Source organism: Enterobacter sp. DC4, assembly GCF_000568095.1.
Classification (GTDB): Bacteria; Pseudomonadota; Gammaproteobacteria; order Enterobacterales; family Enterobacteriaceae; genus Enterobacter; species Enterobacter pseudoroggenkampii.
The window spans coordinates 37,483-62,458 of the sequence record NZ_AZUB01000011.1; the positions used below are offsets into that span (position 1 = coordinate 37,483).

The following is a 24,976-nucleotide window of genomic DNA, read 5'->3' on the forward strand; positions in this document are numbered from 1 at the left end:
GTAATGGAGGCAGCAATGCATTACCCGGTGAACGTGTTTACAGGCAAGGTAAGGGAGTACGACGGCAGTCGCCCGAGCGCCATCGCTAAAATTCAGGTTGACGGTGAGCTGACGCTTACCGACCTCGGGCTGGCGGGTGACGAGCAGGCCGAAAAGAAAATCCACGGCGGGCCCGAGCGCGCGCTGTGCCACTACCCGCGCGAGCACTATCAGCACTGGAAAGCCGAATTCCCCGAACAGGCGGATCTGTTTGTCGCGCCCGCGTTCGGTGAGAACCTCTCGACCGAAGGGCTGACCGAGCAAAACGTCTTTATCGGTGATATTTACCGCTGGGGCGATGCCCTGATTCAGGTGACGCAGCCACGCTCGCCGTGCTTCAAGCTCAACTACCATTTCGGCATTCATGACATGTCGGCTCAGATGCAAAACGCGGGTAAAACCGGCTGGCTGTACCGTGTGGTGCTGGCTGGGCAGGTTTCAGCGGACGCACCGCTTGAGCTGGCATCACGCCTGAGCGATGTGTCTGTTTATGACGCCTGCGCCATTGCCTGGCATATGCCGTTTGATGACGAACAGTATCACCGCCTGCTGTCAGCGGCGGGGTTGTCGACTAGCTGGACAAGAACGATGCAGAAGCGGCGTTTAAGCAGCAAGATCGAGGATAATTCGCGGAGGTTGTGGGGTAAATAGTCCTCCGTAAAGAGTAGGCCGGGTAAGGCGAAGCCGCCACCCGGCACTAACAGCTACGAACGCTTATACAACGGTAGCCACAGCGTTAACCGCAGCCCACCCAGCGGACTGTCATCGGCTTTCACCCAGCCACGGTGCTGCTGCATGGCGGTTTCCACAATCGCCAGGCCCAGCCCCGTACCACCCGATTCACGGTCGCGCGCCTCATCGGTACGATAGAACGGACGGAAAATCTGCTCGCGGTCTTCCGGGCTGACGCCAGGACCGTCGTCGTCGACAATGACGGTGATCCCGTCTTTATCCACCGAGAACGCCACCTCAATCTTCGTGTGCGAGTAGCGCAGGGCGTTACGCACGATATTCTCCAGCGCGCTTTCCAGCGTGTTGGGGTTACCGTACAGCGGCCATGGACCCGGTGGGAAGTTGACGGTGAAGGATTTACCCATCTGTTCCGCTTCGAACGCCGCGTTGTCCAGCACCTCGTGCCACAGGTGATTGGCTTTCACCGTTTCGCTGACCAGCGCGTTTTTCTGCTGATTACGCGACATGACCAGCAGGTCGTTGATCATGCTGTCCAGGCGGTGAGCTTCTGTTTCAATACGCTCCAGCTCTTTGCTCTCACCGCTGCGGCGGCGCAGCAGCGCCGTGCCAAGCTGCAGGCGCGTAAGCGGGGTACGCAGTTCGTGCGAGATATCCGACAGCAGACGTTGCTGTGCGGTCATCATGCGATCGAGAGCGCTCACCATCTGGTTAAAACTGGTCCCGGCGGCAAGGAATTCCTGCGGTCCGGCTTCCAGTTCAGGGTGTTGTCGCAGGTTACCCTGCGCCACTTCATCGGCGGCATTTTTCAGCTTACGCGCCGGTTTTGCCAGGCTCCACGCCAGCCATAACAGCAGCGGCGAGCTGACCAGCATGGTGACAATCAGCAGCAGGAGAGGGCGGTCAAACAGCAGGTTGATAAAATCAGACTGGGAGTTGCTCGCCGGACGGATCAGGTAGAGCTGATAATTATCCTCTCCGTCTCTGACGGAGAAAGGCCCTACCATTTCTACGCGGCCATATTTCTTCTTCTGGGGATGATCGGCGTTATCCGCCTGGCCAATGAAGTTGCGGATAATCTGCATTTCATTGCGATCGGCCCCAATGACGCGGCCTTCGCTGGTCACCAGCAGCAGGCGTTGTCCGGGCGGCGCCCACTTGTCGATAGCGCGAAATAATCTGCGCCACCACATTAAATCGTTCGGCGGGTCGTTTGCCAGCTCGGCTTCCACGTGCTGCTCGATCATCACGCCCTGACGTTGCTCGCTGTCGAGAAGCTCCGTCATCTGGCGTGAGTCGAGTTTTGGCAACATCAGTACGAGCATTAAAACCAGTGCCAGCGTCAGCCAGAAGATGGCGAAGATGCGGGCGGTTAAGCTTCCTATCATGAAGCGGAAACCATCAGATAACCGCGACCACGCAGGGTTTTAAACCATGGGTGACCGTCTTTACGCTCCGGCAGCTTACGGCGCAGGTTAGAGATGTGCATGTCGATGGCGCGGTCAAACGGGGTCAGACGCTTGCCCAACACTTCCTGACTTAAATGCTCACGCGAGACCACCTGGCCGAGGTGCTGTGCCAGCAGATACAGCAGGGTGAACTCCGTGCCGGTGAGTTCCAGCGTCTGGCCATCAAAGCTCGCTTCCTGACGGCCCGGGTTCAGGCTCAGGGAGTCGACTTCAAGGGTGGGTGAGCTGTTGTCGGTATTCTGCTGCTGCTCGCTCCAGTGGGAACGACGCAGGATCGCGCGAATACGGGCGACCAGTTCGCGGTCGTTAAACGGCTTCGGTAAATAGTCATCCGCGCCCAGCTCAAGGCCGAGTACGCGATCGAGTTCGCTGCCGCGTGCGGTCAGCATGATAACGGGAGTCTGGTGTGTCTGGCGAAGCTCTTTCAACGTATCAATACCGTTTTTCTTCGGCATCATCACGTCGAGCAAAAGTAAATCGATGCTGTCGTCAAGGAGACTCAGCGCCTGCTCGCCATCATGGGCAACCAGGACGTTGAAACCTTCCATGTCGAGCAACTCCTTTAAAAGGGATGTGAGCTCTCGGTCATCATCAACTAACAGGATTTTATTCATTGTTTAAATACCTCCGAGGCAGAAATTACGACATCAAGGCTGTCTAATCCATGACTTTACGTTGTTTTACACCCCCTGACGCATGTTTGCAGCCTGAATCGTAGACTGTCTCTCGTTGAATCGCGACACGAAAGATTTTGGGAGCAAGTGATGCGCAAAGTTACCGCTGCCGTCATGGCCTCAACGCTGGCGTTCAGTGCGTTTAGCCAGGCTGCTGAAGCTATCATCAGCGATAACAGTCCCTTACAAGATGGCGCAACGCAGAACAGCAGCCAAAGCCATATGTTTGACGGCATAAGTTTAACCGAACATCAGCGTCAACAGATGCGAGATCTGATGCAGAGGGCGAGACACGACCAGCCCCCTGTTAATGTTAGCGAAATGGAGACAATGCATCGCCTTGTCACCGCAGAAAATTTTGACGAAAGCGCTGTACGCGCTCAGGCCGAAAAAATGGCACAGGAACAGGTTGCTCGCCAGGTTGAAATGGCGAAGGTCCGCAACCAGATGTTCCACCTGCTAACGCCCGAGCAGCAAGCGGTTTTGAACACCAGACATCAGCAGCGTATGGATCAGCTGCGTGAGGTTGCACGGATGCAGCGAAGCTCAGAAACGACGTTTTTCAGTAGCAATAGCAGTACCCGTAGTAACCAGTAAACCCTGTTTTCCTTGCCATAGACACCATCCCTGTCTTCCCCCACATGATGTGGGGGTTTTTTTTATCATTAGCCGATATAATAATAAGTTGGGTTATTGCTTGACGTTAAGGCTTTTTTGGGATTTCAGTGAGGGTAGATAGTATTACCTGGCTGAGTGCCATGTCTGGTTTCATATTAACTGTAAGATCTCGCTAATTTATTCAACACAACGCCTACGTACAACACGCTAAAATATCGGTCTCAATCATCACTAATAATGGCTTCACATCGTAATTAACTTTCGCGATGAGGCCTTATAGCATGAACTTTCAAGCTGTTAAGTCTGTTTTTTCCCTTTGTTGCATGTGCTTGTAGCGGGTATGACATGACAGGGACTCTCAAGGCAAGTTATCATTAATGCCAGAATGTTAACCGTATAGCGACTGTTGTGATTCTGTAGCTCGTATAGCGCATAGTATCAACAGGTCAGGAGAACTTAAACTACTCAAACCACATTCTGACTTGCAAGAACTGCACATGTTGTGTAAGAAAAACGCAATTGTGAAGGTTCTTTATATTATGAGAGCATTTTTTGATTTTATTGCACAAGAAAAAATTAAAGGGGTTGGCAGGAATGAGGTGTGATTTTAAATGTTTGGATGTGGCAAAAATAAATAATAATATGCTGCGAAATGTGTTTGTTGAAGTATTTTGCATTTCAATTATTATTGTTTTTTTGAAAGTAGGCTTGGGTGTTATTGGTGATGATCCTAACTATATAAATCTTCATGAGATTATTAGAATTTACTGGAAGTCAGCGCCAGTTATTCTTTTATATCTCATTCTCCGTCTGTTTAATGCCAGGGTTCTTTTTTCATTGTATGTTGTCACATTGATAGCTACTATCCTTACGTTTATAAATTCAACAAAGTTGTCTCTCACTGGTCAGCCACTGTCCTACAATGATATTGTTGCTGGCTCAAATATCTCACTGGCTAGTAAGTATCTTTCATATAATAATATTTTGATCTGTGTTGGGGTTGTTTTTATTGGGGGGGTTATATTATTTTTAGATAATAAGTTGAAAATTTATAAGGCGAGTAAATTCGTTTTGTGTTTGTTTATAATACCTACCTTGTTTATGGCGGTTTCATCTTATTCTAATGCTATTCGAGGGTTGCCGGGTTGGATTGTTGAAAGGGTTAATGTTCTAAATAATAAGTACGATGTTAATTATTTTGCATGGGATTGGCCGGGCAATGTAAGTCATCATGGTTTGCCTCTGCATCTAATTCAGACTAGTATTCGTACCTCAATACCTGAGTTAGCTAAAAATGAATTGAGAAACTATATTGCCTTGCGTGATGAATATATTTCCGGTGATCCAAAGAATAAGACGGTGATATTTATTTTATGTGAGTCGTGTTGGTATGATGATAATAATTTTAAAGATCTATACCAACCATTAATGGATACTGGTTTTATTGCTATGAGAGCTACATCCCCACATTATGGAGCTGGTACAGCTAACATAGAATTTGAAATGTTAACCGGCTTACCAAGTACGAGTAAGTACCTTTCAGGTATCATCTATCAGGAATATGTTGATACATTTAAGGATAATGCTGAATCTTTCCCTCGTGCTTTAAAAAATAAAGGCTACGCAACCTTTGCTGCTCATAACAATAACAGAACATTTTGGCGAAGAAATGATGTTTATCGTAAGTTTGGTTTTGATCAGTTTGTTGATATAACCCAAATGGATAATGTGCCGGCTGAAATATTAAAAAATAAGAAACCTTGGCAGTGGCAAACAGATGATATCGTTTTATACCGTTCAGCATTAAATAAGTTGCGTGAGAAACAGGGGCAGCCAATTTTTATGAACCTCATAACCATGGGTACCCACGGGCCTTACCCACATCTGAATGATTCTGGCGAAACAGTTTATAAATATGAAGTTGCTGAGTCGATTTCTCGTTTAGTGAGTTTTTCTCAAGAGGTTCAAAAGATAGATAAAAATGCCGTTATTATTGTATATGGTGATCATAAGCCGGCACTAAATAAATATTTTTATGAACATAATATTATTCCGCGTAATTTGTTCTCAACTATTGGTGATAAAGATGAGGATTTCAATTTTAAAGTTATTGCAACACCTTTAGATTTAGGGGATGTCCCTGTATTCATAAAATCTAACGATAAAGTTGCTGTTGCAGATTTCGTAAAAAATGCGAACAAGAAACCCTATTTCTGTTTAGCCGCATTTGCAGATAAATATTTTATTAATTCTGATGTCTTTGCTGTTAAATACACTCAGAATAACGGTTGTAAAAACCCAATGTATACTGATTATAGCGGTTATAAATCTTTAATAAACAGTGTTCCATCATGGGTTTACGCAATATCATTGTTCGAAAACATACCGCAATAAAATTGGGGGGATATAATACGTTTGGCCATTATCATCCCCCCGAATTTATGCTGCTTTCTCCTTAACTTGACAACATCAACACTTCGTTATGATGATGAGAAGGAGCTTCACAATTGCAGGTCATGGCATAGACCGATGTGGTACAAAATGTGCACTACAAAATGTGCACATTGCAAGATACTAAACATTTAGTTTCAAAGATACAAAGCAGTATTAAGGTACCACGCCCGCAATACCCACACATAATTTATGGTTTTTTTGCCTGTCATTCTCTTTTGTTAACCGTTTATTCATCCTTCGACTCCACATGCTTCCGTTATACTAGCGGCATGACATGACAGGAGCGTTTATGAATCAATCCTATGGAAGACTGGTAAACCGGGCCGCCATGGCCGCGACGGTAATGGCGTCGTGCTTGCTGGTCATCAAAGTTTTCGCGTGGTGGTATACCGGTTCGGTCAGTATTCTGGCGGCGCTGGTGGACTCGCTGGTGGATATTGCCGCCTCGCTGACCAACCTGCTGGTGGTGCGTTACTCGCTGCAGCCAGCGGATGAAGAGCACACCTTTGGGCACGGTAAAGCGGAGTCGCTGGCCGCGCTGGCGCAAAGCATGTTTATATCCGGTTCTGCGCTGTTCTTGTTTCTCACCGGCATTCAGCATCTCGTCTCGCCAACACCGATGAACGATCCCGGCGTCGGCGTCGTTGTGACGATTGTCGCGCTTATATGCACACTTGTTCTGGTAACGTTCCAGCGCTGGGTTGTGCGCAAAACGCAAAGTCAGGCTGTACGGGCAGATATGCTTCATTATCAATCTGATGTTATGATGAATGGGGCTATTCTTATTGCGCTCGGTCTGGCCTGGTATGGCTGGCATCGGGCCGATGCGTTGTTTGCGTTAGGGATTGGTATCTATATTTTATATAGCGCCCTGCGGATGGGGTATGAAGCGGTGCAATCACTGCTTGACCGCGCCCTCCCGGACTCAGAACGTAATGAAATTTTTTCTATCGTGACCTCCTGGCCCGGCGTCAGCGGTGCACACGATCTTCGAACGCGGCAGTCAGGGCCGACCCGCTTTATTCAGATTCACATTGAAATGGAAGACAACCTGCCACTGGTTCAGGCTCACGTGATAGCTGAGCAGGTCGAGCAGGCGATTTTGCAGCGTTTTCCTGGTTCAGACGTCATCATTCACCAGGATCCCTGCTCGGTTGTACCCGGTCATGTTGGGCTTTCGTAATTCGTTGTAAAAAAGTGAGCCAGGCCAGCATTTTGTGTATAAATTACCGCCATTTGGTCTGACCTGAATCAATTCAGCTGGAAGGGATTGATATACTATTTGCAGTATTCGTTGGTCGATAAGTTTCTTCCGGCAACAGATTTCAATTTTGCATTCCTAAGTTCAGAGGTAGTCATGATTAAGAAAATCGGTGTGTTGACAAGCGGCGGTGATGCGCCGGGCATGAACGCGGCAATTCGTGGTGTTGTCCGTGCAGCGCTGACGGAAGGCTTGGAAGTTTTTGGCGTTTATGACGGTTATCTGGGCCTGTATGAAGATCGTATGGTTCAGCTCGACCGTTACAGCGTGTCTGACATGATCAACCGTGGCGGTACTTTCCTCGGTTCTGCGCGCTTCCCGGAATTCCGTGATGAACACGTTCGTGAAGTGGCTATCGAAAACATGAAGAAACGCGGCCTGGACGCCCTGGTGGTTATCGGTGGTGACGGCTCCTACATGGGTGCAAAACGTCTGACCGAAATGGGTTTCCCGTGCATCGGTCTGCCGGGCACCATCGACAACGACATCAAAGGTACTGACTACACTATCGGCTTCTTTACCGCGCTGGGTACCGTTGTTGAAGCGATTGACCGTCTGCGTGACACCTCGTCTTCTCACCAGCGTATCTCTATCGTTGAAGTGATGGGCCGTTACTGCGGCGACCTGACGCTGGCGGCAGCCATTGCGGGTGGTTGCGAATTTATCGTCGTGCCAGAAGTCGAATTTAGCCGTGAAGATCTGGTGGCTGAAATCAAAGCGGGCATCGCGAAAGGTAAAAAACACGCCATCGTGGCTATCACCGAGCACATCTGTGACGTTGACGAGCTGGCGAAGTACATCGAAGCCGAAACCAAACGCGAAACCCGCGCGACCGTACTGGGTCACATCCAGCGTGGCGGTTCCCCAGGCCCTTACGACCGTATTCTGGCGTCCCGTATGGGCGCGTACGCTATCGATCTGCTGCTGCAGGGTCACGGCGGCCGCTGCGTCGGTATTCAGAACGAAAAACTGGTTCACCATGACATCATCGACGCGATTGAAAACATGAAGCGTCCGTTCAAAGGTGACTGGCTGGACTGCGCGAAAAAACTGTACTGATCGGCGTTTTTTGCCCGGTGGCGCTGCGCTTACCGGGCCTACAAAAGCACGGTTCGTAGGCCGGGTAAGGCGAAGCCGCCACCCGGCTTTTTTATGTGTGCACGCTTTTTTATTCCACTCCGTTATAGCCAATCTTTTTTTATTCTTTAATCCTTGAATCGCTTTCTGGCACGCTGCATTCATCAAAACACTACACAAGAGAGCTGGGCGATGAATAAATGGGGCGTGGGTTTAACATTATTGCTGGCATCGACCAGCGTTCTGGCTAAGGACATCCAGTTACTGAACGTGTCATACGACCCGACGCGTGAACTGTACGAGCAATACAACAAAGCGTTTGCGGCACACTGGAAACAGGAAACCGGCGACAATGTCGTGGTTCGCCAGTCCCACGGTGGTTCTGGCAAGCAGGCGACCTCCGTCATCAACGGGATTGAAGCCGACGTGGTGACCCTGGCGCTGGCCTACGATGTTGACGCGATCGCCGAGCGTGGCCGTATCGACAAAAACTGGATCAAACGCCTGCCGGATAACTCCGCGCCATACACCTCGACCATCGTTTTCCTGGTACGTAAAGGCAACCCGAAACAGATCCATGACTGGAATGACCTGATTAAGCCGGGCGTATCAGTCATCACGCCTAACCCGAAAAGCTCTGGCGGCGCTCGCTGGAACTACCTGGGCGCATGGGGCTACGCGCTGCACCACAACAATGGCGACCAGGCCAAAGCGCAGGAATTCGTGAAAGCGCTGTATAAAAACGTTGAGGTGCTGGACTCCGGCGCACGTGGCGCCACCAACACCTTCGTCGAGCGTGGGATTGGCGACGTGCTGATCGCATGGGAAAACGAAGCCCTGCTGGCTACCAATGAACTGGGTAAAGACAAGTTCGAGATCGTGACCCCAAGCGAATCAATTCTGGCTGAACCGACCGTCTCCGTGGTCGATAAAGTGGTTGAGAAGAAAGATACCAAAGCGGTGGCGGAAGCCTACCTGAAGTATCTGTACTCGCCAGAAGGCCAGGAAATTGCGGCGAAAAACTTCTATCGTCCACGCGATCCGGCCGTTGCGAAGAAATACGAAAGCGTATTCCCTAAACTGAAACTCTTCACCATTGATGACGAGTTCGGTGGCTGGACGAAAGCGCAGAAAGAGCACTTCTCTAACGGCGGCACCTTCGACCAGATCAGCCAGCGCTAACCCATTAGCCCATGACACGGTGACCCGGCGTGAGAAATCCGCCGGGTTTTTTATTTGGTCATCATTTTGCGTTACTCTTTTGCCTCTATTGAAAACAGGGAACGCGTTGTGAAAAAAATTATCTTATTGATCCTCATTGTCATCGCCCTGGCAGCTGGCGGCGTGTACTGGATGAAAGCGGGTAATCCGAATGCGTTGCGACATATCGTTCTCGATCAGTGTGTGCCGAATCAGATCCAGAACCGTAACCCGGCGCCGTGTGCGCAGGTGAAAACGGATGCAGGCTACGTGGTGTTTAAAGATCGCAACGGGCCGCTGCAGTACCTGCTGATGCCAACCTACCGCATCAACGGTACCGAAAGCCCGCTTTTGACCGAATCTCATACGCCGAACTTTTTCTGGCTGGCGTGGCAGTCGCGCAGCTTTATGACCCTGAAGCGCGGATCCGAGGTGCCTGACAGCGCCATTTCGCTGACCATTAACTCCCCGACGGGTCGTACGCAGAACCATTTCCATATTCATATCTCCTGCCTGCGCCCGGACGTGCGCGAGAAGCTCAACGCGGCACAGGGAGAAATCAGCACCCAGTGGCTGCCTCTTCCCGGAGGGCTGGAAGGACATGAGTATCTTGCTCGCCGGGTGACGGAGAATGAACTGGTGCAGCGCAGCCCGTTCATAATGCTGGCGGAAGAGCTGCCGGAAGCGCGCGACCATATGGGGCGCTTTGCCCTGGCGATGGCGCAGCAGTCGGATGGCTCGTTTGTGTTGCTGGCGACCGAGCGTAATCTGTTGATGCTCAACCGCGCGTCGGCAGAGGAATTGCAGGATCATCAATGCGCTATCCTGAAGTAACCCCACCATAAATCGCGTTTACTCGGGCTGCCTGTCACCGTAGACTTGCTGAAAAATTCTACAGGAGACAGGTATGTCGCTCTGGTTAACGTATCCTCTGCTGCTACCCTCACTGATTGTTGGCGTCACCATCGTTCTGTGGGCGACGTCGCTATTGCCGGAATTCATCACCGCGCTGCTGTTCTTCACGGCGGCGATGACCGCCAGAATCGCCCCGCCGGAGGTCATCTTCGGCGGTTTTGCCTCGTCGGCTTTCTGGCTGGTATTCAGCGGCTTTGTGCTCGGCGTGGCGATCCGTAAAACCGGACTGGCGGACAGGGCCGCCCGGGCGCTGTCGTCAAAGCTCACCGACTCCTGGGTATTAATGGTAGCGAGCGTGGTGCTGCTGAGCTATGCGCTGGCGTTTGTGATGCCGTCGAACATGGGACGTATTGCGCTGCTGATGCCGATTGTCGCGGCGATGGCAAAACGCGCCGGTATCGCCGACGGCTCCCGCGCCTGGTTTGGTCTGGCGCTGGCGGTAGGGTTCGGGACTTTCCAGCTTTCGGCGACGATTCTGCCCGCTAACGTCCCTAATCTGGTGATGAGCGGTGCTGCGGAAGGTTCGTACGGCATCCATCTGAACTATGTCCCGTATCTGCTGCTGCACACGCCGGTGCTGGGCATTCTCAAAGGCCTGATCCTGATTGGCCTGATCTGCTGGCTATTTCCCGGTAGCCCGAAACCGCCGAAGGAACAGGCGCCGTCTGAGCCTATGGGGCGGGACGAAAAGCGTCTCGCCTGGCTGCTGGCGGTGGTGCTGGGGATGTGGGTGACGGAGAGCTGGCACGGCGTGGGACCCGCGTGGACGGGGCTGGCGGCGTCGGTCATCGTTATGCTGCCGCGTATAGGTTTTATCACCGGGGAGGAGTTTTCTGCGGGGGTGAATATGCGCACCTGTATCTACGTTGCCGGTATTTTGGGGCTGGCGATCGTCGTGACCCAAACCGGTATCGGAACGGCGGTGGGCGAGGCGTTGCTCCGCATTATGCCGCTGAATGCAGACCGACCGTTCACCAGTTTCCTGGCGCTGACCGGTATTACCACCGCACTCAACTTCATTATGACCGCCAACGGCGTGCCGGCGCTTTACACCACCCTGGCGCAGAGCTTCTCGGACGCGACCGGCTTCCCGCTGCTGTCGGTGATCATGATTCAGGTGCTCGGCTATTCTACGCCACTGCTGCCGTATCAGGCGTCGCCGATTGTGGTGGCGATGGGGCTCGGGAAGGTGCCTGCAAGGGCGGGGATGGTGCTTTGTCTGGCGCTGGCGGTGGCAACTTATCTGGTGCTGCTGCCGCTGGATTATCTGTGGTTTAGCGTGTTAGGTAAGTTGTAGCGTTTTTGTAGGGCGGGTAAGCGCAAGCGCCACCCGCCACAAAGGCAATTACGCCTGTTTAGCCGCTTCTGCCGCTTTAACGATCACCGCGAAAGCGTCCGCTTTCAGGGATGCACCGCCAACCAGCGCGCCATCGATGTCTGGCTGGGTGAACAGCTCAGCAGCGTTGGAGGCGTTTACGGAACCGCCGTACTGGATGATCACTTGCTCAGCGACTTTGGCGTCAGCTTTCGCAATGTGGTCACGGATGAATTTGTGAACCGCCTGAGCCTGCGCAGGGGTTGCTGATTTGCCGGTACCGATCGCCCAGACTGGCTCGTAAGCGATAACCGCGCCTTCGAACGCTGCCGCGCCCTGGGTTTTCAGCACTGCGTCGATCTGACGTGCGCACACTTCTTCGGTTTTGCCCGCTTCGTTTTCTGCTTCGGTTTCACCGATGCACAGAACCGGGATCAGACCCTGCTCTTTCAGCACGGCGAATTTCTTCGCGATGAACTCATCAGATTCTTTGTGATAGGTGCGACGCTCGGAGTGGCCGATGATGATGTATTTCGCGCCGATATCTTTCAGCATTTCAGCGGAGGTTTCACCGGTGAACGCGCCAGACAGGTTAACGTCAACGTTCTGCGCGCCCAGAATGATGTGGCTGCCGTCAGCGGCGTGTTTAGCCAGATCCAGGTACATATCCGGCGGAGCGATAGCAACCGCGCAGCCCGTCACGCCAGCCAGCTCTTTACGCAGGTTCGCAACCAGTTCGTTTACCATGTGGCGGCTGCCGTTCAGTTTCCAGTTACCCATCACTAAAGGATGTCGCATTTCAATTCTCCACGCTCAATAAGCGAATTAAGGAATATGGCCACCCTGTCGGGCAGCATGGTCTGTGAATCAGTATAGAGATTTTCCCTCGAAAGGCTTTGCTTTTTGTCATTAATTCGCCCCGTCGAGAGTGTCAGATAGTGCCAGCTTAATCGGTTCAACAGCGAAGGTCAGTCCTTTTTCGCCGTTGTCCGCTACAACATAGCGGATCGCGCCTTCGGTATCGGCGTAGTAACGCTTGTTTTTCCCGGCGGTAAGGAGTTTTTGCAGCTTTTGCTGACTTTGTTTTTTCGTCAGCGCAGGGGTAAAGGCCTGCAATACCGCGCTCATGTACTCCAGCGCTTTCGCCTTAGCGGCTTTCTGCTCTGGCCCCTGTATTGGCAGCCAGGTGATTTGCATGCTTTTGATTTTTAACGTCCCGCGCTCCAGCGCCGTGGAGGCATACAAATTCTCGTTAATCTTGCTTGCCGCACGGGTCAGGGTAGGCGTGTCGCGGGGGCCATCGATGGCGCGAAACTCATCCAGCGGCAGCGTAGGGTTGGCCTGATTGAAGGTTTCACGAAACTCGCTGATGGACTGATCGAATGACGGCGCGCCCGCCAGCAGATACGGAGCTGTGGTCGGGGCAGTGGTTTCGGCGGCGTGCAGGGGATAACCCACGCTGAGCAGCGCTAAACACAGGAAGAGAGAACGTGCCGAACTTTTCATCAACATTGCCCCTGGCCGTAAGTGCTCATGATTAAAACGATATCTGGTCGGCTTGTCAAAAGGTCACAACTCCAGGGTAAAATGCGCGCTATACGATAATAAGGAACCTTACATGACCATACAGCAGTGGCTGTTTTCGTTCAAAGGGCGTATTGGACGCCGTGATTTCTGGATCTGGATGGTGACGTGGATTGTCGCCATGCTGCTTCTGTTTTTCGTTGCCTATAACGCATGGCTAAGCACGCAAACGGCGGCCTTCGCGCTGGTCTGTCTGCTATGGCCAACGGCGGCTGTCGTCGTGAAACGGCTGCACGATCGCGGACGTTCCGGCGCGTGGGCATTTCTGATTATTCTGGCGTGGATGCTGGTGGCGGGAAACTGGGCGATGCTGCCGTCCATCCTGCCGTGGGTTGTGGGCAGGCTGCTGCCGTCGGTCATCTTCGTGATGATGATTGTCGATCTGGGCGCGTTTATTGGCACCCAGAGCGAAAACAAATACGGTAAAGACACCGTTGAGGTGAAGTACCGCTGATCACCAGTAGTGTTCGGCGGTCATATGGCCCGGTCGGCGGCGAAGATGTTTCGTCATCTGCCGGGTATCCTTCAGAAGCTGCTGCGTGTCGCGAACCATCTGCGGATTGCCACACAGCATGACGTGGCTGGTTTCAGCGTTCAGCGGCAAACCTACCGCGTCTTCCAGGGCTCCACTCTCAATTAACGCCGGCACGCGACCGGTCAGCGCTCCTGCTACGGTTTCGCGGCTGACCACCGTCTGAATCTTTAACTTTCCGCCGTACTGCTGTTCCAGCGCCCGCATCTGCGGCAGGTAGCTCAGGTCTGCAGCGTAGCGTGCAGCGTGCACCAGCACGATGTTTTTAAAGCGCTCCAGATCTTTGCCGTACTGCAAAATAGAGAGATAAGGGCCGATGGCCGTGCCGGTTGCCAGCATCCAGAGCGTGTCACAATCAGGGATCTCTTCGAGCACAAAGAAGCCTGCCGCTTCACTCACAATTTGCACGTCGTCGCCGGGCTTGAGGGCGGCAAGGCGCGGGCTGAGCTTACCGTCCGGAACGGTGACCAGATAGAACTCAAGATCCGGGTTATCAGGCGCGTTAACGTAAGAGTAGGCGCGCTGCACGCGTTCGCCGTCGACATCCAGCCCCAGCTTGGCGAATTGCCCGGCTTTAAACGGGTGTACGGGAGCATGGACGGTGAGACTAAATAGCGCATCGGTCCAGAACTCTATTTTCGTGACTTTACCTGTTACCCAGTCCGCCATGATCTTCTCCTGTGCTGTTTCTCTGTTCTATCTTCCGTACTTGTGGTGACAATTTCCAGCCCGTCAGGGCCGGAAAGCTCTATCGATCAAACGGTTTTACAGAATGTGCGTCTGTACGTCCGGGTCTTTGCGGTCGAGATAGTGGATAGACTGGATGCGGCGAATGGTGCGCGATTTACCGCGGATCAGCAGCGTTTCGGTCGTCGCCATATTGCCCTTGCGGGTGATACCGTTCAGCAGATCGCCTTTGGTGATGCCGGTCGCGGAGAAGACAACGTTATCGCTACGGGCCATCTCGTCCAGCGCGAGCACTTTATTGGCCTCGATGCCCATCGCTTCGCAGCGCGCCAGCTCGTTTTCTCCGATACGGCGGTTCTCTTCGCTGTCGCCTTTTACCTCGTGACGGGGCAGCAGACGAGCCTGCATGTCGCCATCCAGCGCGCGGATCACTGCCGCAGAGACGACACCTTCCGGCGCGCCGCCGATGCCGTACAGCACGTCTACTTCGCTGTCCGGCATGCAGGTCAGGATCGAGGCGGCAACGTCACCGTCAGGAATAGCAAACACGCGCACGCCGAGCTTTTGCATTTGAGCGATGGTGGCGTCGTGGCGCGGTTTGGCCAGAATCGTCACGGTCAGTTCGCTAAGGGGTTTGCCCAGGGCTTTGGCGATGTTGTGCAGGTTCTCTTCCAGCGGCAGGCTGAGGTCGATTGCGCCCTTTGCGCCAGGCCCGACAATCAGCTTTTCCATGTACATATCTGGCGCGTTAAGGAAGCAGCCCTTATCGCCTACGGCCAGCACCGCCAGGGCGTTGGCCTGACCCATTGCCGTCATGCGCGTACCTTCGATCGGGTCGACGGCGATATCCACGGCATCGCCTTTGCCGGTACCGACTTTTTCACCAATATAGAGCATTGGCGCTTCGTCGATCTCGCCTTCGCCGATCACGATGGTGCCGTCGATGTTGACCTGGTTAAGGACAATGCGCATGGCATGGACGGCTGCGCCGTCTGCGGTATTTTTGTCGCCACGACCCAGCCATTTATAGCCTGCAAGGGCGGCCGCTTCGGTGACGCGGGAAAACTCGATAGCAAGTTCACGTTTCATGAGGTACTCGTGCAATCAAAAGGAATTGCACGAAGTTTATCACAGAGTGGGGAGGGGGGTTTTAAGTCCCCTCTCCCCTTTGGGGGGCTTACTCGTCGTGCTCTTCCCACGCCAGGGCGCGTTTCACCGCTTTCTTCCAGCCGCTGTAGCGGAAGTTACGCTCGGTGGTTTCAATGCCCGGGCGGAATTCGCGTTCGATCACCGCTTTTTCCTGCAGCTCGTCCAGGTTCTGCCAGAAGCCTACTGCCAGACCGGCAAGATACGCCGCGCCCAGCGCCGTCACTTCACGCACTTCAGGACGCTCAACGCGGGTGCCCAGAATGTCGGACTGGAACTGCATCAGGAAGTTATTCGCGACCGCACCGCCGTCCACGCGCAGGGCGTGCAGACGAATGCCGGAGTCAGCCTGCATCGCTTCCAGCACGTCGCGCGTCTGGTAGGCGATGGATTCCAGGGTGGCGCGAATAATGTGGTTAGAGTTCACACCGCGCGTGAGGCCGAAAATCGCGCCGCGTGCATACGGATCCCAGTACGGTGCGCCCAGACCGGTGAACGCAGGTACCACGTACACGCCGTTGGTGTCTTTCACTTTGGTCGCGAAGTACTCGGAATCGAACGCATCGCTGATCAGCTTCATCTCGTCGCGCAGCCACTGGATAGACGCGCCGGCCATGAACACCGCACCTTCCAGCGCATAGTTCACTTCGCCGCGCGGGCCGCAGGCGATGGTAGTCAGCAGGCCGTTTTCTGATTTCACCGCTTTCTCGCCGGTGTTCATCAGCATAAAGCAGCCGGTGCCGTAGGTGTTCTTCGCCATCCCTTCTTTGACGCACAGCTGGCCGAACAGCGCCGCCTGCTGGTCACCGGCGATACCGGCGATAGGAATACGGGTGCCGCCTTTACCGCCGATGTTGGTCTGACCGTACACTTCTGAAGACTTGCGCACTTCAGGCAGCATCGCGCGTGGGATATCCAGGGCGTCCAGCATCTTGTCATCCCACTCCAGGGTGTTGATGTTGAACAGCATGGTGCGCGAGGCGTTGGTGTAGTCGGTGACGTGAACGCGTCCCTGGGTCATCTTCCAGATAAGCCAGGTATCAACGGTACCGAACAGCAGCTCGCCGCGTTTAGCACGCTCGCGTGAACCTTCCACATGGTCGAGGATCCATTTGACTTTGGTGCCGGAGAAATACGGGTCAACCACCAGGCCGGTGGCGCTGCGCACGTACTCTTCCATGCCGTCGCGCTTCAGCTGTTCGCAGATCTCAGAGGTACGGCGGCACTGCCAGACGATGGCGTTGTAAATAGGCTTACCGGTTTCACGTTCCCAGACAATTGTCGTTTCACGCTGGTTAGTGATACCAATCGCGGCAATCTCGTCGGAACTGATATCGGCTTTCGCCAGTACTTCGACCAGCGTGGAGCTTTGTGACGCCCAGATCTCCATTGGGTCGTGTTCTACCCAGCCTGGACGAGGATAAATTTGCTCAAATTCGCGCTGTGACACGCTGACGATGTTCGCGTCATGATCCATTACGACAGCGCGGGAGCTGGTAGTGCCCTGGTCGAGCGCAACGATATATTTTTTTTCGGTCATGGTATGTGTCCCGTAGTCAGATTACAGCGAAGCTTTTTGTTGTGCGGTAGAAGTCGTTTCCTTCTCCTCTTCCACACAGGTGTCGCACGGTAAATGGCGACCAATTAATTTGCGGTAGCTAAACGCACCCAGCGCAGCCCCTACAACCGGCGCAAACAGCGGTACCAGGAAGTAAGGAATGTCTTTTCCACCGGTGAAGGCGACGTCGCCCCAGCCTGCGATAAAGGCGAACGCTTTTGGTCCGATATCACGTGCCGGGTTCATCGCGAAGCCGGTCAGCGGGCCCATGGAGGCGCCAATCACCGCAATCAGCAGGCCAATCAGCAGGGGGGCCAGCGGGCCGCGCGGAATGCCGTTTCCGTCGTCGGTCAGCGCCAGGATAACGCCCATCAGAATAGCGGTAATCACCATTTCAACTGCGAACGCCTGCACAAAATTGATATGCGGGTTTGGATAGGTTGAGAAGATGCCTGCCAGATCCAGACTTTCGACGCTGCCGCGTACCATATGATGCGTCTGTTCGAAGTCGATGAAAAGATTGTAATAAAGCCCGTAAACTAACGCCGCTGCGCAAAACGCGCCGGCAAACTGAGAAAGAATGAAAGGAACAACTTTGCGTCCGTCGAAGCACGCGAACAGCCACAGTGCGATTGTCACCGCCGGGTTAAGATGTGCACCAGACACCCCTGCGGTCAGGTAGATGGCCATCGCCACGCCCAGACCCCAGATGATACTGATTTCCCACTGACCAAAACTGGCACCCGCCACTTTCAGTGCAGCGACACAGCCCACTCCGAAGAATATCAACAACCCGGTACCAAGGAACTCGGCAATGCACTGGCCTTTTAAGGTTGATGTCTGACTCATAATCGGAATCCTGAAGAAATTGATGTTTATTGTTAGCATGGCCGCCCGTGACAGCCACGATGCCCTGTAGACATAGTGTTAATTTATCGTTAACGAGCAAAAACGAGAAATATCGAAATCAAAATGTGTGGTCTGCGTCAATAAAATGAGCGTTTTCGCGCCATAAAGCACATTTTTGCAGCAGTACAGGATCGGTACAGGAATGTGAGCTGAATCATTTCATTAACGAATCAGTTAACAATTTAGGGGTATATGACGCGAACGCACCAGGACCAGACCTAAAAGTGTTGCAAACCGCGATCTGCGCGGTGTGTCGCTGGACACAGAGCGCCGCGCTCCATACAATCGACGGTATATGTCGTGCGCGTTTATGTTAAAGCGTCGCCTTGCAATTCAGGAGAGGTAGCATCATGTCTTTAGAAGTGTTTGAGAAACTGGAATCGAAAGTACAGCAGGCGATTGACACCATCACCCTGCTGCAGATGGAAATTGAAGAGCTGAAAGAGAAGAACAACAGCCTCGCGCAGGAAGTTCAGAACGCGCAGCACGGCCGCGAAGAACTGGAGCGCGAAAACAACCAGCTGCGCGAACAGCAGAACGGCTGGCAGGATCGCCTGCAGGCGCTGTTGGGACGTATGGAAGAAGTCTGATTCCCATTGGGATGAACTGACCAGGCCGGGTAAGGCGAAGCCGCCACCCGGCTTTTTTTATGGTTCTCGCTGACTGACATCCAACCATAAAAAAGGCCGCCAAAGGCGGCCTTAACGCTACTTGTCCTGCGCTGTCATAGCAAAAGCAACGAACACATTCGGTTCATCACTCTTTACAACGAGTACGCTGGCGACAATGAACGCGATACATAAATAGCGTTTCATTATGCGGTCCCTGCAGCTAACCGCTCCACCGTTCACCACCGGTGATAAGTCGGTGGACACAAGCCCTGGTGTGGGCTGTTTTACGGTTGTGAATACACCTTTCCCTGGACCGATGCCCATTTGCGAGATGGCGGAAAGGGACGCAGCATCATAGTTAACATCAGCCTCGCCGTTAAGATGTGCAAATAAAATTAGGATTTTATAAAGGGTTTAAGGGATTGCCTGCCATTTATTGAGAGGTATGATAAAAGTCCCTGGTGTGGAGCTGTAAATCCTCCCAACGGACCGCGAATCCCGAGGGACAAAAAAACCGCCACATTGCTGTTGGCGGTTTTTTTATGGTTCACGCTTACGGTTTTACTACTCGATATCCAGCGGATCTTCGGAAAGGATAATGCCGGTATTATCGGCGTAGAGATGGTCGCCGGAGAAGAAGGTCACGCCGCCGAAATTGACGCGCACGTCGCTTTCGCCGATGCCGTCACCCGCCGCCCCTACCGGTATGGCCGCGATGGCCTGAATCCCGATATCCAGGTCTTCCAGATCGTCCACCTGGCGCACGGAGCCGTATACCACAAGGCCTTCCCATTCATTCTGGACGGCAATACCGGCCAGCTCAGCATCAATCAATGCACGGCGCACGGAACCGCCGCCATCGACCACAAGAACGCGGCCGCGGCCGTTCTGTTCGAGCAGATCGTACAGCAACCCGTTGTCCTCGAAACATTTCACCGTGACGATCTGTCCGCCAAACGACGACCGCCCACCAAAGTTGGAGAACAGCGGTTCAACGACGTTGACATCTTCCTGGTAGATGTCACAAAGCTCGGAGGTATCGTATTTCATAGGTTTAACGCTCAGTTGCTGCGAATGTGTTCAGTATATCGTGCGAAATGCGTTGTTGGCAAAATCATCAATTGTTAATTGATATTTGTCAGCTAACTGAGCGTCTGGCTTAAGACAATCCCGATGACGAACAACAGGTTAGTCAGCAGCGCGCCTTTTACCGTGCGCTCCAGCATCGGCGGCATGGCGGACGGGCTGAGTTCACGCATCACAAAGCGAGCCTGCTTAATCAGCAGCGGCGCGGCAAGCACAAACAGCCAGCCCCACACGCTCTGCAACGAAATCAGGTTAAACAGCGCCAGGCAAACCAGCGCGCCAGTGAGCAGGCAGGCATGATAACGGCGGGCATTGACCGGCCCAAGACGAACCGCCAGAGTATTTTTGCCATTCTCGCGATCGCTGTCGATGTCGCGCAGGTTATTGATGTTGAGCACCGCCGTCGCCAGCAGGCCGCAGGCGGTCGCGGGCAGGAACAGGGCAGGGATCACCGTATGCGCCTGCAGGTACCAGCTTCCCATCACGCTCAGCCAGCCGAAGAAAACCAGTACGGAGATATCACCGAGCCCAATATAACCGTAAGGACGCGTGCCGACGGTGTAGGTAATGGCCGCGATAATGGCCAGTAAACCCAGCACCAGGAAGCCAATGAAATCGCTGGGAGTCTTAGACGCCACCGTCACCAGCGCCAGGCCGGATGCGCAGATCAACACCACGGTGATAATCAGCGCGCGCTTCATCTGCGCCTGGGTAATCACCCCTTTCTGCATTCCGCGCAGTGGCCCTATGCGGTCCGGCTTGTCGCTGCCTTTTACCGCGTCACCGTAGTCGTTGGCGAGATTGGAGAGGATTTGCAGCAGGCCGGCGGTAATCAATGCCAGCGCGGCGACCAGCGGATCAAAATAACCCTGCCACCAGGCAAGGGCGGTGCCGACGATAATCGCGGCAAAGGCCAGAGGAAGTGTTTTAGGGCGCAGACTTTCGAGCCACGCCTGAGTACGGCTGATGTCAGTCATAAGTATTTAGCCAATAAAAATGGGGGCATTAGCCCCCATTAAACGTGATGAGAATCCAGTAACCGCGATTATAGGATAAAACGGCTCAGATCTTCATCTGCCACTAACGCATCCAGATGTTTACTCACATATTCTGCGTCAATGGTAACGGTTTGACCGTTCAGGTCGCTCGCGTCGTAAGAGATATCTTCGACCAGGCGTTCCAGCACGGTATGCAGACGACGCGCACCAATGTTTTCGGTGGTTTCGTTCACCTGCCATGCAGCCTGAGCAATACGTTTGATACCGTCTTCGGTGAACTCGAGGTTCACGCCTTCGGTCGCCATCAGCGCTTTGTATTGTACGGTAGCAGAGGCGTTTGGCTCAGTCAGGATACGTTCGAAATCTTCGGTGGTCAGCGCCTGCAGCTCAACGCGGATAGGCAGACGGCCCTGCAGCTCGGGGATCAGATCCGACGGGCTGGCAACCTGGAAGGCACCTGATGCGATAAACAGGATGTGGTCCGTTTTCACCATGCCGTGCTTGGTGGAGACGGTGCAGCCTTCTACCAGCGGCAGCAGGTCGCGCTGAACGCCTTCGCGGGACACATCCGGGCCGGAGCTGTTGCCGCCGCGCTTACAGATTTTGTCGATCTCGTCGATAAACACGATACCGTGCTGCTCAACCGCGTCGATAGCGTCCTGCTTCAGCTCTTCAGGGTTCACCAGCTTCGCGGCTTCTTCTTCAATCAGCAGCTTCATTGCGTCTTTAATTTTCAGCTTACGCGCTTTCTGCTTCTGGCCGCCCAGGTTCTGGAACATGGACTGCAGCTGGCTGGTCATTTCTTCCATGCCCGGAGGCGCCATGATTTCCACACCCATTGGTGCGGCAGCGAGATCGATCTCAATCTCTTTGTCGTCCAGCTGGCCTTCACGCAGCTTCTTGCGGAACGCCTGACGCGCAGCGGACGGTTCCGCCTGCTGTTCTGCCTGGCCCCAGTTGTTTTTTGCCGGTGGGATCAGCACGTCGAGAATGCGCTCTTCGGCCATCTCTTCCGCGCGATAGCGGTTTTTCTCGATCGCCTGGACGCGCACCATTTTGATCGCCGAGTCGGTCAGATCGCGGATGATGGAGTCCACTTCTTTACCCACGTAGCCCACTTCGGTGAACTTGGTGGCTTCAACTTTGATGAACGGCGCGTTGGCCAGCTTCGCCAGACGACGGGCGATTTCGGTTTTACCGACGCCGGTCGGGCCGATCATCAGAATGTTCTTCGGCGTGACTTCGTGGCGCAGCTCTTCGTCAAGCTGCATACGACGCCAGCGGTTACGCAGGGCGATAGCCACGGAGCGCTTGGCGTTATCCTGGCCGATAATGTGTTTGTTCAGTTCGCTGACAATTTCGCGTGGGGTCATTTCAGACATGGGAGATCCTTACGCTTTGGAGGTCAATTCTTCGATGGTGTGGTTGTGGTTGGTATAGATGCAGATATCACCTGCAATATCCAACGCCTTCACCGCGATATCACGCGCGTTCATGTCGGTATTTTCCAACAGCGCGCGGGCTGCAGCCTGGGCATAAGGGCCGCCAGAGCCGATGGCAATCAGGTCATTTTCCGGCTGAATCACGTCACCGTTACCAGTGATGATAAGCGATGCGGTTTCATCGGCGACCGCCAGCAGCGCTTCGAGCTTGCGCAGCATGCGGTCGGTACGCCAGTCTTTCGCCAGCTCAACGGCAGCTTTCACCAGATGACCCTGGTGCATTTCCAGTTTGCGTTCAAACAGTTCAAACAGCGTGAAGGCATCCGCCGTGCCGCCTGCAAAACCGGCGATCACTTTGTCGTTGTAGAGACGGCGCACTTTCTTCACGTTGCCTTTCATGACGGTATTACCCAGCGTGGCCTGGCCATCACCGGCGATTACCACATGGCCGTTACGGCGTACACTTACTATTGTTGTCACGAGCAGACCCCCTGGTTACAGAATCGGGAAACAGAAGCCCTGAGCCTGTGCTCAGGGCTGAATTAAATGATAGATGGGGGGGATTTCGGGGGTTTCAACCCCCGGAGGCGAGTCGAATGCAGTTTGTGTGGCCGGCGACTTTCAAACGCGAAATGGTACCATCGGCATTTTCTTTGCCTTTGACCGGACCAATCACCACGCGATTCCAACCGTTATTGGTGGTAATACGCGAATCAAACCCTTCAAAGGCCAGCTGAGCACGTACCGTTTCCGCCTGCTCGGCACCTTTGAACGAACCGCACTGTACCATCCAGCGGCGTTCATCTTTTTTCTCCGCCGTCTGCTTCGGTGCTTCGGTCTCTTTGGTGACAGGCGCGGCCTGCTGCGTTTTCGGCTGCTGCGCGGTGGTATGCGCTGGCGTCTGGAGCAGATCCTGATACGGCTGAGCCGCCTGTTTCTGCGGCTGCGTTTTCGGCTGCTGTTGGACAGGCTGAGACTGCACCGTACGCGTCTGCTGCTGGTATGGCTGTTCCGTTACCCGCGGCTGCGTTTTAGGCTGCTGCACCGGCTGGGTTTGCGCCCACTGCTGCTGTTGCTGCTGAATCTGCTGTTGTGCCTGACGTCGCTGTAGCGTTTGCTGGCGCTGCGCTGGCGTCTGTTCATTCCACGGCACTTCGTTCAGCTGCGTAGGCTGCTGACGCATATCGGCCTGCATTTGTGCCAGCAGCTGACGCTGTTCATCCGTCAGCTGATTCGCATTCTGTACTTCACCACCCGCAGAAGGTTCGGTTGGCGCACGTACCCCAGGCTGACGGCTTTCCAGCTCTTTGATATAGCGCCAGCGCTCTTCAGGCTTCGGAGGAAGGCCGTTTCCGGCGACTTTACTGGCCTGAAGCGCCTCAGACTCTTCTTTTTTATGGTGCGTGATAAAGTACAGGCCACCAATAAAGGCGACGACTACAGCCGCAGCAATAGCGACCATTGCTGGCGAGACAGCAGGCAGGTTACGTTGCTTTTTCCTTGAGCTACTCTTTTTGCGTCGCGAAGGTGCCGGCTGGCCGCGACGTACATAATCTCGTTGTGCCACTATCGTTTCGCTGTATTTATTCGTTCGTCAGCCCGCCATGTTACTTAAGCGGCGGGGCTTTGACCAGATAAGGGTATCCGAAAGACGTTTACTTTAAGTCAATGCCTGGGTCGTGCCGCGAACAATCAGTTCGCAGTCCAGCAACCGCGAGCCGCTGCTAACTGTTTGACCGTGAAGCTGATCCAGCAGCAGAAGCATTGCTTCGCGGCCGATTTGATAGCGCGGCTGAGCGACCGTTGAGAGCGGCGGATCGCAAAATTCCGAAAGCGAAATATTATCGAATCCGATGATCGATAAATCTTTCGGTATGCGAAGGCCGCGGCGTTTGGCATACGATAATGCACCCAGCGCCATCACGTCGCTGTGACAAAATACGGCGGTTGGCGGCTCAGGCAGGTCCAGAAGTTTCTCCAGCGCCTGTCCACCCGCAGCGAAGGTAAAATCACCGCGCGCAATGTAGTGTGGATCGACGGTGACGCCGGTACGGCGCAGCGCCTGAACGTAGCCCTGTAAGCGGTAGTGACACAGCGGCATCTCTTCCGGTCCGGCAATACAGCCAATACGCTTATGCCCCAGTTCCTGGAGATAGTTTACGGCGTTGAATGCGGCGGTGAGGTTATCAATGTGGACCGTCGGCAGCTCCAGCTCTGGCGCAAACTCGTTGGCCATGACCATCGGCGGTAAATTACGCTGTTCTTCAATGCTGGCATCAAACGGCAGGCGAGAGCCAAGCAGCAGCATGCCGTCGATCTGCTTGGTGATAATGAGATCGATGAAGGTTTTTTCCTGCTGGTTCTGGTGAGCACAGTCGCCAATCAGCACCAGGTAACCCTGTTCCGCTGCGGTGACTTCAATACCGCGGATAATCTCGCTGAAGAAAGGGTCACAGATGTCCGGTACAATCACCAGGATAGTGCGCGACTCATTGCGTTTGACGTTTCTCCCCATCGCCTGTGGGAAATAGCCCACTTCAAGCGCAGCCTGCTCCACCCGGTTACGGGTCGCCTGGGAGACTTTATCCGGGTTCATTAATGCGCGGGATACCGTTGCCGTAGAGACCTGCGCTTTCTGGGCAACGTCTTTCATGGTCGCCGGTGCAACCTCTTTCCTGGACTTCAACGTCTTCTCCTCGCCTGAACACCGA

24 protein-coding genes are annotated in these 24,976 nt (G+C 53.7%); 10 read left to right on the forward strand and 14 right to left on the reverse strand.

Annotation, left to right across the window (positions count from 1 at the left end; genetic code table 11):
* The first annotated feature begins 15 nt into the window (after positions 1 to 15).
* A complete protein-coding gene (gene yiiM, locus P349_RS02610) occupies positions 16 to 690 on the forward strand; it encodes a 6-hydroxyaminopurine reductase (protein ID WP_032648456.1) in 675 nt (224 codons plus the stop codon).
* A 53-nt stretch (positions 691 to 743) separates the two neighbouring features.
* On the opposite strand, the gene cpxA is transcribed toward yiiM, so the two are convergent.
* Entirely contained in the window at positions 744 to 2,117 is a 1,374-nt protein-coding gene (gene cpxA, locus P349_RS02605) for an envelope stress sensor histidine kinase CpxA (RefSeq protein ID WP_023309731.1), read from the reverse strand.
* On the reverse strand, positions 2,114 to 2,812 hold the full coding sequence (cpxR, locus tag P349_RS02600; RefSeq protein WP_006179159.1) for an envelope stress response regulator transcription factor CpxR: 699 nt from the start codon (positions 2,810 to 2,812) through the stop codon (positions 2,114 to 2,116). Before cpxR ends, cpxA begins: the two co-directional genes overlap by 4 nt.
* Positions 2,813 to 2,962: 150 nt before the next feature.
* Between cpxR and cpxP the strand changes: the two genes are divergently transcribed.
* The 7 genes from cpxP (at position 2,963) to P349_RS02565 (ending at position 11,694) form a co-directional block, all read left to right on the forward strand.
* Positions 2,963 to 3,469, forward strand: a complete 507-nt coding sequence (gene cpxP, locus P349_RS02595) for a cell-envelope stress modulator CpxP (RefSeq protein ID WP_032648458.1) — start codon at positions 2,963 to 2,965, stop codon at positions 3,467 to 3,469.
* Between the two features lie 573 nt (positions 3,470 to 4,042).
* Complete coding sequence (locus P349_RS02590) at positions 4,043 to 5,884, forward strand: LTA synthase family protein (protein ID WP_152540070.1); 1,842 nt, start codon at positions 4,043 to 4,045, stop codon at positions 5,882 to 5,884.
* A gap of 349 nt (positions 5,885 to 6,233) precedes the next feature.
* Positions 6,234 to 7,127, forward strand: a complete 894-nt coding sequence (fieF, locus tag P349_RS02585; RefSeq protein WP_024909199.1) for a CDF family cation-efflux transporter FieF — start codon at positions 6,234 to 6,236, stop codon at positions 7,125 to 7,127.
* A gap of 174 nt (positions 7,128 to 7,301) precedes the next feature.
* Positions 7,302 to 8,264: a 6-phosphofructokinase gene (gene pfkA / locus P349_RS02580; protein WP_023309696.1), complete on the forward strand. Its 963-nt coding sequence runs from the start codon at positions 7,302 to 7,304 to the stop codon at positions 8,262 to 8,264.
* Between the two features lie 210 nt (positions 8,265 to 8,474).
* The gene (locus tag P349_RS02575; RefSeq protein WP_024909198.1) at positions 8,475 to 9,464 is read left to right on the forward strand and encodes a sulfate ABC transporter substrate-binding protein; all 990 of its coding nucleotides are present in this window, start codon (positions 8,475 to 8,477) and stop codon (positions 9,462 to 9,464) included.
* Between the two features lie 108 nt (positions 9,465 to 9,572).
* The gene (locus P349_RS02570) at positions 9,573 to 10,316 is read left to right on the forward strand and encodes a CDP-diacylglycerol diphosphatase (protein WP_032648501.1); all 744 of its coding nucleotides are present in this window, start codon (positions 9,573 to 9,575) and stop codon (positions 10,314 to 10,316) included.
* 73 nt (positions 10,317 to 10,389) lie between these two features.
* Positions 10,390 to 11,694 (forward strand): SLC13 family permease, encoded by a 1,305-nt coding sequence (locus P349_RS02565; protein WP_032648461.1) that lies wholly within the window; start codon positions 10,390 to 10,392, stop codon positions 11,692 to 11,694.
* Positions 11,695 to 11,742: 48 nt separating this feature from the next.
* On the opposite strand, the gene tpiA is transcribed toward P349_RS02565, so the two are convergent.
* Both tpiA and P349_RS02555 read right to left on the reverse strand, forming a co-directional pair.
* Complete coding sequence (gene tpiA, locus P349_RS02560) at positions 11,743 to 12,510, reverse strand: triose-phosphate isomerase (RefSeq protein WP_014172206.1); 768 nt, start codon at positions 12,508 to 12,510, stop codon at positions 11,743 to 11,745.
* 111 nt (positions 12,511 to 12,621) lie between these two features.
* Positions 12,622 to 13,218 carry a DUF1454 family protein gene (locus P349_RS02555; RefSeq protein ID WP_024909195.1) on the reverse strand — a complete coding sequence of 199 codons (597 nt, stop codon included), beginning with the start codon at positions 13,216 to 13,218 and terminating at the stop codon, positions 12,622 to 12,624.
* A gap of 112 nt (positions 13,219 to 13,330) precedes the next feature.
* Between P349_RS02555 and P349_RS02550 the strand changes: the two genes are divergently transcribed.
* Positions 13,331 to 13,750, forward strand: a complete 420-nt coding sequence (locus P349_RS02550) for a DUF805 domain-containing protein (RefSeq protein ID WP_023333860.1) — start codon at positions 13,331 to 13,333, stop codon at positions 13,748 to 13,750.
* Here the strand turns inward: P349_RS02550 and fpr are convergent, their stop codons facing one another.
* The 4 genes from fpr to P349_RS02530 form a co-directional block, all read right to left on the reverse strand.
* The gene (gene fpr, locus P349_RS02545; RefSeq protein WP_024909194.1) at positions 13,751 to 14,497 is read right to left on the reverse strand and encodes a ferredoxin--NADP(+) reductase; all 747 of its coding nucleotides are present in this window, start codon (positions 14,495 to 14,497) and stop codon (positions 13,751 to 13,753) included.
* 96 nt (positions 14,498 to 14,593) lie between these two features.
* Positions 14,594 to 15,604: a class II fructose-bisphosphatase gene (glpX, locus tag P349_RS02540; protein WP_024909193.1), complete on the reverse strand. Its 1,011-nt coding sequence runs from the start codon at positions 15,602 to 15,604 to the stop codon at positions 14,594 to 14,596.
* Positions 15,605 to 15,692: 88 nt separating this feature from the next.
* Positions 15,693 to 17,201, reverse strand: coding sequence for a glycerol kinase GlpK (gene glpK / locus P349_RS02535; protein WP_014885706.1), 1,509 nt, complete (start codon positions 17,199 to 17,201; stop codon positions 15,693 to 15,695).
* Between the two features lie 21 nt (positions 17,202 to 17,222).
* Positions 17,223 to 18,068, reverse strand: coding sequence for an MIP/aquaporin family protein (locus P349_RS02530; RefSeq protein WP_014885705.1), 846 nt, complete (start codon positions 18,066 to 18,068; stop codon positions 17,223 to 17,225).
* A 410-nt stretch (positions 18,069 to 18,478) separates the two neighbouring features.
* Here P349_RS02530 and zapB point away from each other — a divergent pair, with 410 nt between their 5' ends.
* Positions 18,479 to 18,718, forward strand: a complete 240-nt coding sequence (gene zapB, locus P349_RS02525; RefSeq protein ID WP_010436935.1) for a septal ring assembly protein ZapB — start codon at positions 18,479 to 18,481, stop codon at positions 18,716 to 18,718.
* A gap of 585 nt (positions 18,719 to 19,303) precedes the next feature.
* Here the strand turns inward: zapB and rraA are convergent.
* From rraA to cytR, 6 genes are all read right to left on the reverse strand, one after another.
* Positions 19,304 to 19,789, reverse strand: a complete 486-nt coding sequence (gene rraA / locus P349_RS02520; protein ID WP_023309687.1) for a ribonuclease E activity regulator RraA — start codon at positions 19,787 to 19,789, stop codon at positions 19,304 to 19,306.
* Positions 19,790 to 19,881: 92 nt separating this feature from the next.
* Positions 19,882 to 20,802, reverse strand: coding sequence for a 1,4-dihydroxy-2-naphthoate polyprenyltransferase (menA, locus tag P349_RS02515; protein WP_032648463.1), 921 nt, complete (start codon positions 20,800 to 20,802; stop codon positions 19,882 to 19,884).
* Between the two features lie 68 nt (positions 20,803 to 20,870).
* Positions 20,871 to 22,205 (reverse strand): HslU--HslV peptidase ATPase subunit, encoded by a 1,335-nt coding sequence (gene hslU / locus P349_RS02510; RefSeq protein WP_023309685.1) that lies wholly within the window; start codon positions 22,203 to 22,205, stop codon positions 20,871 to 20,873.
* 9 nt (positions 22,206 to 22,214) lie between these two features.
* Complete coding sequence (hslV, locus tag P349_RS02505) at positions 22,215 to 22,745, reverse strand: ATP-dependent protease subunit HslV (RefSeq protein ID WP_008501802.1); 531 nt, start codon at positions 22,743 to 22,745, stop codon at positions 22,215 to 22,217.
* 94 nt (positions 22,746 to 22,839) lie between these two features.
* Positions 22,840 to 23,832: a cell division protein FtsN gene (gene ftsN / locus P349_RS02500; RefSeq protein WP_032648466.1), complete on the reverse strand. Its 993-nt coding sequence runs from the start codon at positions 23,830 to 23,832 to the stop codon at positions 22,840 to 22,842.
* A 93-nt stretch (positions 23,833 to 23,925) separates the two neighbouring features.
* The gene (cytR, locus tag P349_RS02495; RefSeq protein WP_023309683.1) at positions 23,926 to 24,951 is read right to left on the reverse strand and encodes a DNA-binding transcriptional regulator CytR; all 1,026 of its coding nucleotides are present in this window, start codon (positions 24,949 to 24,951) and stop codon (positions 23,926 to 23,928) included.
* Between the last annotated feature and the right edge of the window lie 25 nt (positions 24,952 to 24,976).